This window comes from Ruminococcus sp. Marseille-P328, assembly GCF_964249465.1.
GTDB lineage: Bacteria > Bacillota > Clostridia > Lachnospirales > Lachnospiraceae > Blautia_A > Blautia_A faecis.
In genome coordinates this window covers 1-13,222 of the sequence record NZ_CAXUBQ010000047.1, presented here as the reverse complement: position 1 = coordinate 13,222, position 13,222 = coordinate 1, and the positions used below count along the sequence as shown (strand labels likewise).

Genomic DNA, 13,222 nt, shown 5'->3' with positions numbered 1-13,222 from the left:
TATGATGGGAAACTATCACGTACGGTTCTTAGGGGAGGGAAGGACAGTAATGCTCTTCTCTTACCCGACTATGCCAGCGTGGAAATGTTATACCACCCGGAGTATGCCGGGCATCCCCTTACAGTAGGCGGGGATCCGGAAGCCAGGCATGGGATTATCTTGACAGCCAATTATACAGCAAAGAAAAAAGGGGTGAAGACCGGAATGGCGCTCTGGCAGGCAAAAATGGCATGCCCGGATCTTATTATTGTACCGCCACGGATGGATCTGTATCTGAAGTTTTCTTCTATGCTAAGGGAAATCTATGGAGAGTACACGGATCTGGTCGAACCGTATGGATGTGATGAAGCCTGGTTAGACGTTACAGACAGTGCGATTTTAAAAGGGGATGGAAGAAAAATAGCAGAGGAAATCAGCTGGCGGGTGAAAAAGGAACTGGGAATTACAGTTAGCATCGGTATTTCCTGGAATAAGATCTTCGCAAAGCTGGGAAGTGATTATAAAAAGCCTGATGGGATTACAGCGTTTTCAAAGGGAAATTATAAAGAATTGCTCTGGAGACTTCCGGCTGCGGATCTTTTGTATGTCGGACGTTCTACCAGGAAGACTCTGGATCGTTATGGAATTAAAACAATTGGTGAGCTTGCTTTGTCGGATCCTGAGTTTTTAGAGCGTTTATTTGGAAAAATGGGCCTGGTTCTTTATTCTTTTGCAAATGGATGGGATGACTCTCCGGTATCGTCCCAAGGGTATGAGGCGCCTATGAAGTCTATTGGCAATAGTACGACTACGCCAAGAGACTTAGTAAACAACCTGGATGTGCAGATTGTATTGATGGCGTTATCAGAAAGTGTTGCAGCAAGGCTAAGGAAACATGGTTTTAAATGCAAGGTGGTGTCCATTACAATCCGGGACAGCGGGCTGTTTTCATTTTCCAGGCAAAAAAAGCTGGAGTGCCCTACGGATATTACAAATGAAATTATGGCTGCTGCCAACGCGCTTTTTATAGAACATTATAACTGGCAACATCCGATCAGAAGCCTTGGTATCCGCGCGGAAAAACTGGTACTGGCGGATATACCAGTACAGCTTGATTTGTTTATAAGCGAGGAACAACGGGAAAAGCAGGAAAAAATGGATCAGGCCGTGGATGAGATACGCAGAAGGTTTGGGTATTTCAGTATCCAAAAAGCGTTTGTGTACCAGGACAAAGCTCTGGCAAGCCTGGATGCGCAGAGTTCACATACGGTTCATCCGGTGGGATATTTTAATGGGAGGTAGTTGGTAAATGGAAAATGCAAAAGTATATGTAGAGGTTCTTGTGAATTTTGACAAGGATGGGACTATGAGCCCGGTGGAATTTATCTGGGAAGATGGAGAAAAATATCATGTGGACCGTGTCCTTGCAAGGGAACGTTGTGCAAGCCGAAAAGCAGGCGGAACCGGGATCCGTTATACGGTAATGGTGAATGGGAAAGAGAGCCACTTATATTATGAATTTGATAAGTGGTTTATGGAGAGACGCTGTTCCTAATAGATTGACTGAATACAGGACAACACACAATATATGGAAATATAACGTTGACACACACTATATATTGTGCTATTCTATAATCGAATTATCGTTTATGCATAGCACCCTATGCAGAAGAAGTTTTGTCCTGGCAAAATACCGGGAGCAATTATTTGAGACAATAGATCTGAGAAATATAGAAAGACATCAAAAACCTGGAATGGATTTTTGGTGTCTTTTTTTGTTGTCAAAAATTCAGAATCTAGGCAAAGGGAGCAAATACAAAAGGAAGGAGAAGAGGGATAATTCGAAAAAAATAGAAGCATGTCGGATGAGAAACATGGAACAGGAAAAGAAAGGAGGACATGCATAAATGGAAAATGCCGGGAACCGAAAAATGTTAGAACTATAAAGAAGGTGAGGGCATAAGAAATGAAGAGTATGCAGGCTATTATTGCCTGGTTCTGGCAATTGTCTGCGGACTAAATGCAGCGGAGGCCTGGAAAATTTATCAATATGGACCGGATCATCCGTTAAGTAAAAAAATTCTGAAGCATAAGATCAGGGATTCCTCCCTGAAAAAGCTGAAGAAAAAAGAGCAGGAAAAAATGATGAAAAAGCTGTTTCTGGAAGGATACAGTAAAAATGCAATTGCAGAAGCGTTTGAATGCTTACCGGAAACCGTAACGGCGAGAATCAAAAGAGCAGAGGAGGACATGAATGGAACATAGAAATATAAATACAGTTGGAACGATATTTAATGACTTTTTAGGCTTGTACACAGGAGAAAGACCTGTTGGAATCCATGAGCTGATCCAAAAATATGACAGGCATCCGGTCCTGATGGGATTGTTGTCTAATGTGGATTCTGTTATTTATGTGGATGTTAAAAAGGCCATGTATGAGATTTATCCATTTTACAAGAAATACAGACATCGTGCATTGGATGATAGTGTGTGGAAAAACATTGTTGAGAGTGCGGAGACCCTTGAAAAGAAGTGGAATGGAAACCTTTGGGTACGCCGGGTAATACTGAATCTGGTGAATGAGCTTGATAAGGAATCCCAGGAAGTGCAAAGAGCGGCAGCTGGAGGAAATGTAGAAAATCATGCATCCAAAGCGGCATAATGACGGGAGGAGCTTTATATGCTGGAAAAATTGGCGAAAAGCATAGAGGAAGTAAATGTCCTGGCAGAACATTACCGGACCTGTCAAAATGTAGCGGCAATTGAAAGCCTTGCAAAAGAATGTTTCATATCCAAAGAGGACACGGATGCATTTATAGCAGGAAAAAGCTGCTGTCTGTTGAAAGTTCCATTAATGGGGCAATCCGGTTCAGTAACCGAAAAACTGACAGAAGAAATGCTTCTTTTGCAGGATTCAGGGTATGCGACCGTGCTTGGCACGTATCTTTTAGACCTTGCCAGAAAAGATCCTGTTATGAAAGATGTGATCCTCCAGCCCCATAAGACGCTGAGACACTGTATCGAATATGTCCATGAAAAAGCATATGAGACGGCACTGGAGAAAGCAAAGAAAGAGGGAAAAACTGGTGTGGGGCAAAATGCTGGTATAGCGATTGGCTCTACAGAGGTATTTGCCTGGGTAATAGACTATTACCTGTTGGATGACCGTAAAGACATGGAGAAAAAAGCGCAGGAAGAAAAAGATACAATAAAGAAAGCCTGGGAAAGAGCGGAATCAATCAGGACATTGTCAGCAAAATCAAAAGATTCAGATACGAAGAAAGATGTTTCGGAAGATGCAAAGGTGGCAGCAAAGCCAGCAACGCAAAAGAAAGAAGAACCGGAGCAGCTTTCTTTATTTAATTTAGGAGCCTGAATATGATTGCATACAAAGGGTTTGAAAAAAATTTAAGTTGCAGGGGTTATCAATTTAAGCGATATGGGATCAATGAGACAACGGAAGCAAATTGCAGACAGAATGGATTCCATTGTGCGGAAAATCCGCTGGATTGTCTGGTCCACTATCCAAATTGGAAAAAATCCACTTACTTTATTGTGAAAGCATTTGGAGATCTGGATGAAGATGACCAGGATACGAAAATCTCATGCACCAAGATAGAACTGATAGAGGAATTGGATTTTCCAACGCTTTTGTTACGAGGGGCAGCGTATATGGCAATACATCCGGACCGCTCATGGTGTAGCCTGGTTTGTAAAGAAACTGGCACAGGGGAAAACGGGTTTGTAGTTGTACGTGGAAAAAACCCCAGAGCAAAAGGGCGGAAAAATGATCTTCTTATTTTTGTCCAGGAAGAACCAGATAGCAATGAGATCACCATTATAAATCAGATCTGTGTGGATGGCGCAAGATATAAGGAAGATCAATGGTACGGAATTGCAGATTGAAAATTGGATGCTGGATCAGCGGTCATAGAGAAACCGCAGAAAGGATTATTACGATGAAGTTAGGATATTTGGAATTTGTTGAGGTATTAAGTAAACAGCTTTTGAATGCTTTGAACTTACAGGAACAGCAAATATTTTTTAAAAAGAAAGCCATAGATAATAAGGACCGCTTGTTTGTGGAGACATTTGAAAATTTAAGTGGAAAGCAACTGTGCGGTATTGATGTGAAAGATTTATATGAGCGTTTTATGGAAGGAAGTTCAATGGAATCAATTTTTTATTCTGTACAGGAGGAAATTGAGAAACTAAAAACGGTTGGCATGTTAGAGGGCAAGATGACTCCTGACAGTTATCAAAAAATCAAAAAATACCTTTTTGTAAAACCTCTTAACAAGAAAAATCATTCGCTTGAGATGGAAGATGCAGTGCATGAGGATGTTGGCGATATCGCTTGTGTCCTGTATATGATGCGTAGTAACACGAACGAGTATTTTACAGGCATAAAGATAAAAAATAAGCATTTGGAACAATGGGAAATGACAAAAGAGGCTGTTATGGAAGAGGCATTTAAAAATACCTACCAGATGGCACCCCCTCTCCTTTATACAAATCATGGGAACGAATGGGGAGAACCCTTTATGGAGAATGGAGCATCCTGCTTATCGAAAAGTGACAGAGTTAGGGGAATTCAGCTTTCTACAAATGCTGAAGAATATGGAGCTGTTTCTGTATTTTATCCTGGCGTTCTTCAAAGACTGGCACAGCTTATGGCAAGTGATTTGTATATTATATTTACAAGCAGGAACGAAGGGGTAATTTACAGTGTAAATGAGAGTAATTTAGAAAATATTAAGGCTGAACTCAATGAAATGGTAATCGAGTATGGAAATGGTATGGTGTATGAAGACGATTTATTGTCAGAAGAACTCTACTACTATAGCAGAATCGAAGATAAGATTTCTGTATATATGGAAAAAGTAAAGGTTAGCTTTACTACGGTTAATTTAGCGGAAGAGCACTGATTATTGGAAAAGCAGGTAGGGCTGCACAATAGTTAAGTAAGCATTATGTGTATGAATCCTAATGAAAGGAAATGAAAATACTATGAGTGAAATTTTAAGTTATGAGAAGTTTATTGAAAACTTAAGAGGGTATCTGTTAGATGCTTTAAATCTGCAAGAAAAACAGATTTACTTTGAAGCAAAAGATGAAGAGGGAATGACTCCGAATGGAGACCGTTTATTTGTGGAATGTCGTGTAAGTTCAGAAGGGAAAGAAGTATGTGGAATTCATACAGAAGAATTATATGAGGATTATCTGGATGGTGTTTCGATAGATAAAATTGGAGATACTGTTACAGAAGAAATTAAAAAACTAAGTAAAGCAGGATTCTTCGAAAAAACAAAGAATGTAAATAATTATTCAAAAGTGAAGGAGGATCTTTTTATCCGTCTTTTGAATAAGAAAAAACATGAAAAGGCATTGGAAAATGCGGTGTATAAAGAGGTGGACGGCATAGCCTGTGTTCTGTATATGAAAGTGGGTCAGTGTAATGGCCGTATTTCGAGCATGAAAATCCGCAAAGATAGCCTGGTAGAATGGGGGCTGGATGAGAATGAGGTCTATGAAAATGCACTCTTAAATACCTATCTTCTTACACCACCAAGGATTTATCAGTGGGAACGTTTAGTTTTAAATCCTGATTATGATGGAGAGGACTTTATGGCCTATGGCTACGATAATTATGGAATGAGGTTGTGTGGCGAACGCGTAGGCTATTGTTTATCAACGGATAAGCGTACAAATGGAGCTGTGGCTGTTTTCTTGCCTGGAGTGGCACAAAAACTTTCAGAAATTTTGGATGATGATTTTTATATTGTATTTACAAGCATTCACGAAGCGATGATTCATCCGAAGAGCAAGTGTTATCCAGAAGGCTTGGAAAGAATCCTGAAAGAGACAATTGAAGATGCTACCCCAGACGAAGATTTTCTGGCAGATGAAATATATTACTATGACAGATGCACCAGGAAAATTGCAAAATGGGATAAGGTGGTATCAAGGGTAACCTTACCTGTCGGCCGTGTTGAACTTGTTCCGGTATGAGAATGTTCGGAAACATTTGAAGAATTATAAGAAAGGAAAACTTAGTATGCACGTAAATTTAACATACGAACAGTTTGTGCAGGAATTACGAAACTGGATCATAAAAGCTACTCATCTCCCAGAGGACTATGTTTTCTTTAAGAAAAAAGAGAAAACCGGAATAACCGCAAATGGGGATCGGTTATTTGTAGTCTGCGCTGAAACTGATTCTGGAAAAGACATCTGCGGGATTTTTGTGGAAGAACTTTATCAGGATTATGTAGAGGGGACTTCCATGGAAAACATAGAAGCAAGGGTGAAGTGTGATCTGGATAGAGTAGGAAATATGGAAAATACCAGATATCTGAATGATTATGAAAAAGTCAAGGAACATCTTTTTCTGGGGCTTTTGAACCTGGATCAGCACAGACATGAACTGAAAAATGCCGTATATAAAACAATGGGAGACATTGCAATCACGTTATATGTGCATGCAGGAACCTTGAAGAATGGGATTACATATTTGAAAGTCAGATCGGAATATTTGGAAGCATGGGGCCTGGAAAAAGACGATGTTTTACACGAGGCTCTTTTAAACAGTTATCGTATATTGCCTCCAAGAATCTATGATTTCAAAAAAATGATGTACACTCCGGGTTATGCTGGTGAGGACTTCCTGAATATGGATCCTTATTTTATTTCGGATAAGAAAAAGAAGGAGGGAATCTGTCTTAGCGTAAAAGGACTCTCAAATGGTGCTGTGGCAGTTCTGTATCCAGGCGTGATAAAGAAACTGGTGGAATTCATGGACGGGGGTTTTTATGTGGTATTTAGCAGTGTCCATGAAGCCCTGATATACAGTTCAAAACTTTGCAGCCTGGAAGAACTTGAGAATTTACTAAGAACTTCTAATGCAAGAATGACATTCCAAAAGGAGTTTTTAACGGATAAGGTCTATTATTACTGCAAGGAAGAGGATAAATTTATTATGCTTCGAGGCAGTATGAAAATGTTAGTTACAACAATCCGTATGGATGAGGAAAATTAAATGACAAGGAACGGGATACGGCAGGAATTTCCTGCCGTATCTGTCGTTAAGAGGAGATGAAAATGTCCGAGGAATACAAATACAATTTATTGACGCAGGAGCTGCTTCTTCAAGGATATACGACAGAAAACCATCCCGACTATGTTCGAATTGGAATCGGAAAGATGGGAAAATCCCCCCTTGAAAATTCGGATGGTGGATTTGTTTATACCGACGAGTATCTGGAAGAGAAAACTTTTATGTCCGGCTGTGGGCTGTATGTGAAATGGGAAAATTGTATAGACCGCTTGGAGTATATGAATGAGACATTTTGCTTTGAAAACGATAATGTGGTATTCCGATGCCCATGGCATAAGAGAGATTGTGAACGGAATCATCCATTATTAAAGGAAGATGAATTTTGCGCCTGCCATATGGTATCGGATTACCAGTATAAAAAAAGTGTGGAATATCTGAAAGAACAGGCAGACAGGAAAAAGGAAGAATTGTTTCAAAAATGTAAGGAACAGCATAAAAATCGGATTTGTAAGCTGCACATGTTTTATAACTACGACAAGCAGGAATGGAGCCTGAAATATGATCCGATGAAGTGCAGATGCGGACCAGGAGAGTATTGTACGCTGCGGGGCAGACCTCTTTCCGAAAAGACAGGGAATATCTACTACGATTTAAAGGTATCTACAATCCGAAAAGACGATACCTTTTTTGCTGGTGAACCTGTAGTGACGATCACAAGGGGAAAGAAATTTCTGCAGGGCAAGGTTCCGGTCGATATCTGTGAGGAAATTGCAAAAAGAAACCGGGAGGATATTTTTAGAAAAGAATGGTTCAATGGCTATTCTATGCAGGCGTTGTATGATCCGGATTTGAAGGTGGAAATTTTGAACATTAGAGTTGCTGCACGATTGACGCGCGATAAGGCACAGGATCTTGAGGATGAGAAAGCTGGAATAAATGTTGGATATGAAGCAGATTCTGTGAAAGCGAAGAAGAAGTGGAAACAGGAACGAAAAGAGAAACGCCTGGAGCAGGTAAAAAGAAAGCTTGTGAAAAAGGGCTGGGAGTCTCTGAACGATACGGAACAAAGATTTATGAAGAAGAGACTGTCTGCTGAACAGATTGAAGCGTTGCAACAGGAGTGGGTTACGGCAAATGAGCATAAGGATGAGGCTGAGCAGTTAACCTTAGATTTATAAAATAACTTCAGAAGGGATGAATGAAATGGAAAAACGAAAGCTTAAAAAAATGAAGGTATTGGAACCATCAAAGGAGATGGTTTTGGCGGCAGAAAGTGATATACCAGTTATCGGAAATATGGCTTATGAGAGAATGAAATATCCAATTGGTTTGTTCATTCAGGCGGAAATGGACGAAAATATTTTAAAAATAGGTTTTTTTATTACAGATATTTTGACCGCAGGAGGAAGAAGGCCTTTATATACCCTGTTCATTGATAAGGCAAAAGATTGCTTCATAGGGTATGATTACCGGTTAAAAGGCTGGACGAATAAAATGTTGGATAAAATTGAATGGCCAAGCGGCATAAAATATAGTCATGCATGGTGTGCTGCAAACAGTCTGGATCAGATATGGGAAATTCTGGGCGAGGAGTACAAAAAAGATAATGTGTATTATGCTATTTTACAATTTGAAGAAGGAGTACGCAGAAGAAAAAGAATACAGAAAAACCGATTGCGTACACAGACCTGGGATCAGGTGATGAATTGTGTGAAGAATACACCGAAAGACTGGGATCGGTGGATGAAAAAAGTAGGGATTACACAGAATTATATTTTCTATAAATACTCCCGGAAAGAAAGTATGACAGGTTATTGTACCTGGTGCGAAAAGAATGTGCCTGTAAAAGCTGTAAAACATAACAAAACAGGAAAATGCCCTAATTGCGGGCATAAGATCCAGTATAAGGCAATCGGAAAACAGCGTATGGTAAGTTCGCGTGAGGAAACGGCATATCTGTTACAAACGTGCGGACAGAATTTTGTCGTTCGTGAATTCAGAGCTAGTGTGAAATATGATATGCTGGCATATACGAAACCAATATATAATTGGTGGGAACAACGCAGATTTGTCTATGATACAGATCTTAATAAAAAAGAGTTTTATTATGGATACTACCGTGGAACAGATGAACATAGGTGGATTCAGGGAGAACTCTATCCGAACCGTCCGTATTATTGGGGCTATGAACCGCGTTATCCAGGACGTATCTATAAAAAATCCCTTCATGGAATTCAAAATAAGCAATTTAGAAGAAGTGGATTTTATGAATTAATTAGAAAAAGTGAAAAGATAGAGCCAATCTATTATTTAGATCGGTTAAGCTGGTATCCCTATTTTGAACAATTGGCAAAAGCCGGACTGGATCAGTTAGTGGATGACATTTTGAGTACTGGAACATCTATCTATTTCCAAGAAGCAGACTCTTTAGGACATGCACTGGGGATTGATAAATTCCGGCTAAACAGACTTCGGAATAACAAGGGTGGACGCATATTTCTTGAATGGTTGATTTTTGAAAAAGGATTGGGAAAGGTGATCAAAGATGACGTGATTGCCTGGTTCTCAAAATGTAAGATTAACCCGACAGAACTATCATTTATACTAGATCGAATGAGCCCGGAACAGATAAAGAATTATTTAGAAAAACAGGCAGAAGAAAGTGAAAAGAAACCGAAAGATCTTGTGGGTACCTGGAAGGATTATCTTGATATGGCTGAAAAACTAGGCCTGAATGTAAAAGATTCCATTGTATATCGGGTACGAAAGCTGGAACTGCGGCATAATGAAGTGATCCAAATGCTGAAAGATAAAGAAATGGATTTGAAAGCAGATGAGATCGTGGAAAAGTTTCCTACAATAGAAGCGGTTTGCGAAAGTCTGAAAAAATATGAATATAAAAATCAAAAATATCAGATTGTAGCACCGCGAAGCGTCAGGGATATTTTTGTAGAGGGAAATGAACTAAAGCATTGCATTACTGGAAAGGAAACTTATTTTGACCGTATGGCAAAACAGGAATCCTATCTTTTGTTTCTACGAAAAACAGATACTCCAGAGAAACCCTATTATACATTGGAAGTGGAACCTGATGGAACAGTACGCCAGAAGCGTACTTATTTTGACCGTCAAAATCCTGACATTGAGGAAGCAAAAAAATTTTTGGTGAAGTGGCAGAAGCAGCTTACACGTAAGCTCAATAAAGAAGATAAGATTCTTTCGCTAAAGAGCCGGGATCTTCGGAAAAAAGAAATCGAAGATTTGCGGAAAAAGAAAGTAAAAGTGAATGGATTTGGATTCACTGGAAAGTTGCTTGCGGATATCCTGGAAGAGGATTTGATGGAGAACGCCGCATAAAATGGTAAACAAAAGAGAGAAAGGATAAAGATACTATGGCCTATATAATGTTTGACGACAACCAGGTTGTTATCACTGGTAAGATTGCAATGGATTTTACATTTAGTCATAAGATTTGTGGAGAATGCTTTTATAAGGCGGAGCTTCAGGTTAAGCGCCTCAGCGATTCTGTAGATACAATTCCGGTGTTGATATCGGAACAAATTGCAGATATTACGAAGAGCCGCGTTGGTGAATTTGCGGAAATTTATGGGGAATTTCATTCACATAATCTACGTGAAGAAAACCATACTCGATTAGAGCTTTATGTATTTGCCAGGGAAGTGAAATTTGTAGAGGTAAATGACTCTAAGACGGATTACACAAATCGAATTCTTCTGGAAGGTACAATCTGTAAACCTACAGTTTACCGAAAAACCCCTCTGAAAAAAGAAATTACGGATCTGCTTCTGGCTGTGAACCGGTCTTTTGGAAAATCAGATTACATACCCTGCATTTGTTGGGGGAGTACCGCCCGCTATGCGGCTGATCTTAAGGTGGGAACCCGTGTGATGGTCTGGGGCAGAATCCAAAGCCGGGAGTACAAAAAACGGATCGAGGAAAATGAAACTCAGAAGCGAATTGCATATGAGGTTTCAATAAATACGCTGGAGGTAGCGTAAATGTTGAGTTTATAACTTTTTATGATAATTAAGCGATAATAATAAAACTTTAATGCTACATATTTGAAACTGTGATGAAATTGACACATAGTTTCATGGATGATATTATAAAAATGGTATTTGGCAGCAGACGCTGCATAAACTCTTATTCCGATTTGGTTCGGGATGGATGGAAATAACGGTAGTGTGTGCAATTGCACCCAAAAATCACGAAAACGTTGATTTTTGGGTGCTTTTTTGATTTGGGAGGTGATTATTATGTCTGAGAAATATTTGTTGACGATTGATGAGGCTGCTGAATATTTCAACATTGGTAAAAACAAACTGCGCGATATGATAAAAGAACCTTGCTGCAATTTTGTGCTTTTCAATGGTAAGAAAGCGCTTATCAAAAAAAACAGACTGGAATCATATTTAGATGAAACTGTTTATTTATGATTGCAGGAAACGGAGGTGTGTGATAAGATTAGTGCTATAAAAAATAACATTTACGCACCTCTAGTTAATAAGAGGTGAAAGAATGGGAAAAAATTTAAAAGGAAAGGAATTGGGAAAAGGCATTACACAAAGAAAAAACGGGGTGTATCATGGAAGGTATGTAGACCGTTTCGGCGACAGAAGATCCGTCTATGGTACAACGGTGAAAGAAGTAAAAGCTAAGCTGGCAGAGGCGGAACTAAACGAACAAAAGCTGTCAAATATTGTTGATGAAAAAATAACATTGGATGAGTGGTACGAAAAATGGATGCGGGTTTATAAAGAACCTGTTGTCCGTCTCAGCACAAAAACTACATACAATTCAATGTATAAAAGGTTGATTTCACCAGTTCTTGGAAAAACTCGTTTAGTAAATATCACCAAATTGATGATTACAGATTTGGTGAATAATATGTCAAAAAAAGGATATCAGTATGAGTCTTTGAACAAAGTAAAGGTTCTTCTTATTGATATGCTTAATAGAGCAATGGAAGATCAGTTCCTTATCCGTAATCCAGCAAAAGGTGTAAGATTGCCAAAGAATAAGCCACAGAATGAGATTAAGGCGCTCAGCAAAGAGGATCAGACAGACTTTTTTGAATGTGCCGCCGGTACATTCTATAATAATATGTTTGTAGTTGCTGTAAATACTGGTTTACGTCCAGGAGAATTGTATGCGCTTACGGAAGATGATATTGATTGGAAAAATAATGTTATTCATGTGAAGCGTACGTTGTTGTATCAGAAACTGGAGGGTGATGAGTGTAAGACGTTCCATCTGGGACCACCAAAGACAGAAACAAGTATAAGGACAGTTCCAATTAATTCATATTGCCGTAAAGCATTAGAAAAACAGATTATTCAGCATAAAATTGTAATGGCGAAAACTTGTAGGAAGAATTTGGAATTTCCTGATTTCCTGTTTACTACGAAGCTCGGGACTCCATTAAATGCACAATTATATTGCGATGCAATTGAAAGAATCGTGCAGGAAGTGAATCTGATGAGGGATCCGTTGGATTTGATGGAAACTTTTTCAGGACACTGCTTCAGACATACATTTGCTACTAGATGTTTTGAAGCTGGAATTGTACCAAAAACAGTGCAAGCCTATCTTGGCCATGCTTCTCTTCAGATGACAATGGATTTATATACTGCGGTTATGGAGCATAAAAAAGTGAATGATATGCAACTTCTTGAAGATTCAATTGATCTCCCGGATCCGGCAGCTGAGATAAATTTAGCTAGTAATGAAAAAGTTATTAAATTTTGTGGGTGATACCGTGGGGTAAAAATGGGGTAGTACAGAAAAATGATATGGCGTAGAGCCTTGGAATCCCTTGATTTTACTGGATTTATTGTAACCAGATGGGGTGCAAATAAATGTAATTATTACGTATATCAGAGCACCCCATACGACCTCTACGGAACACCTGATTTTTCCAGTATTTCCAGGGGTTGAGAGAGTGGTGTATTCCACGTAAATTATTATAATTTCAAGCTATTTATTACGAAAATGGAGTAAAAATGGAGTACTAGAGCGTGTTTGAAAAAGGCTTTCTGCAAGATGTGCGTCACAATTTGTGGGAGATTTTGCCCGGATGAGGGCGGGGCTGTCTATTTCCCGACAGACAATCATGAGAAAATCTCACCACAATAAATGAAAACTGGATACTAGCTATACGTTATG

Annotated in this window: 16 protein-coding genes and 1 pseudogene; 16 read left to right on the top strand and 1 reads right to left on the bottom strand. The window is 39.2% G+C overall.

Features of this window, described 5'->3' with window-relative positions; genetic code table 11:
• Positions 1-78: 78 nt before the first annotated feature.
• From ACESTK_RS20115 to ACESTK_RS20045, 15 genes are all read left to right on the top strand, one after another.
• Complete coding sequence (locus ACESTK_RS20115; protein ID WP_302673300.1) at positions 79-1,281, top strand: DNA polymerase IV; 1,203 nt, start codon at positions 79-81, stop codon at positions 1,279-1,281.
• Between the two features lie 7 nt (positions 1,282-1,288).
• A complete protein-coding gene (locus ACESTK_RS20110) occupies positions 1,289-1,534 on the top strand; it encodes a hypothetical protein (protein ID WP_118584270.1) in 246 nt (81 codons plus the stop codon).
• 587 nt (positions 1,535-2,121) lie between these two features.
• Positions 2,122-2,244, top strand: a complete 123-nt coding sequence (locus tag ACESTK_RS20105) for a hypothetical protein (protein WP_264295764.1) — start codon at positions 2,122-2,124, stop codon at positions 2,242-2,244.
• Positions 2,234-2,641, top strand: coding sequence for a hypothetical protein (locus tag ACESTK_RS20100; RefSeq protein WP_118584267.1), 408 nt, complete (start codon positions 2,234-2,236; stop codon positions 2,639-2,641). The genes ACESTK_RS20105 and ACESTK_RS20100 overlap by 11 nt, the downstream gene beginning before the upstream one ends.
• 18 nt (positions 2,642-2,659) lie before the next feature.
• Complete coding sequence (locus tag ACESTK_RS20095; protein ID WP_118584266.1) at positions 2,660-3,355, top strand: Cas9 inhibitor AcrIIA9 family protein; 696 nt, start codon at positions 2,660-2,662, stop codon at positions 3,353-3,355.
• A 2-nt stretch (positions 3,356-3,357) separates the two neighbouring features.
• A complete protein-coding gene (locus tag ACESTK_RS20090; protein WP_118584265.1) occupies positions 3,358-3,885 on the top strand; it encodes a hypothetical protein in 528 nt (175 codons plus the stop codon).
• A complete protein-coding gene (locus tag ACESTK_RS20085; protein ID WP_347161033.1) occupies positions 3,882-4,907 on the top strand; it encodes a DUF5688 family protein in 1,026 nt (341 codons plus the stop codon). Before ACESTK_RS20090 ends, ACESTK_RS20085 begins: the two co-directional genes overlap by 4 nt.
• A gap of 82 nt (positions 4,908-4,989) precedes the next feature.
• Complete coding sequence (locus ACESTK_RS20080) at positions 4,990-5,991, top strand: DUF5688 family protein (RefSeq protein WP_118584263.1); 1,002 nt, start codon at positions 4,990-4,992, stop codon at positions 5,989-5,991.
• Positions 5,992-6,037: 46 nt separating this feature from the next.
• Positions 6,038-7,018 (top strand): DUF5688 family protein, encoded by a 981-nt coding sequence (locus ACESTK_RS20075; protein ID WP_118584262.1) that lies wholly within the window; start codon positions 6,038-6,040, stop codon positions 7,016-7,018.
• A gap of 62 nt (positions 7,019-7,080) precedes the next feature.
• A complete protein-coding gene (locus tag ACESTK_RS20070; RefSeq protein WP_204454258.1) occupies positions 7,081-8,214 on the top strand; it encodes a hypothetical protein in 1,134 nt (377 codons plus the stop codon).
• 25 nt (positions 8,215-8,239) lie between these two features.
• A complete protein-coding gene (locus ACESTK_RS20065; RefSeq protein ID WP_204454256.1) occupies positions 8,240-10,393 on the top strand; it encodes a PcfJ domain-containing protein in 2,154 nt (717 codons plus the stop codon).
• A gap of 35 nt (positions 10,394-10,428) precedes the next feature.
• Positions 10,429-11,055 (top strand): single-stranded DNA-binding protein, encoded by a 627-nt coding sequence (locus ACESTK_RS20060; RefSeq protein ID WP_195992199.1) that lies wholly within the window; start codon positions 10,429-10,431, stop codon positions 11,053-11,055.
• A 258-nt stretch (positions 11,056-11,313) separates the two neighbouring features.
• Positions 11,314-11,493: an excisionase gene (locus ACESTK_RS20055; protein ID WP_118581334.1), complete on the top strand. Its 180-nt coding sequence runs from the start codon at positions 11,314-11,316 to the stop codon at positions 11,491-11,493.
• An 82-nt stretch (positions 11,494-11,575) separates the two neighbouring features.
• Positions 11,576-12,811 carry a site-specific integrase gene (locus tag ACESTK_RS20050; protein WP_118581337.1) on the top strand — a complete coding sequence of 412 codons (1,236 nt, stop codon included), beginning with the start codon at positions 11,576-11,578 and terminating at the stop codon, positions 12,809-12,811.
• A 33-nt stretch (positions 12,812-12,844) separates the two neighbouring features.
• The gene (locus ACESTK_RS20045; protein WP_173718607.1) at positions 12,845-12,994 is read left to right on the top strand and encodes a hypothetical protein; all 150 of its coding nucleotides are present in this window, start codon (positions 12,845-12,847) and stop codon (positions 12,992-12,994) included.
• Positions 12,995-13,033: 39 nt separating this feature from the next.
• Here ACESTK_RS20045 and ACESTK_RS20040 read toward each other — a convergent pair whose 3' ends face one another.
• Positions 13,034-13,135 (bottom strand): DUF6783 domain-containing protein, encoded by a 102-nt coding sequence (locus tag ACESTK_RS20040; RefSeq protein ID WP_308768411.1) that lies wholly within the window; start codon positions 13,133-13,135, stop codon positions 13,034-13,036.
• Between ACESTK_RS20040 and ACESTK_RS20035 the strand changes: the two are divergent.
• Positions 13,088-13,192, top strand: a pseudogene (locus ACESTK_RS20035) (DUF6783 domain-containing protein); the annotation flags it as partial. The gene ACESTK_RS20040 and the pseudogene ACESTK_RS20035 sit on opposite strands and share 48 nt — an antisense overlap.
• Positions 13,193-13,222 lie beyond the last annotated feature (30 nt).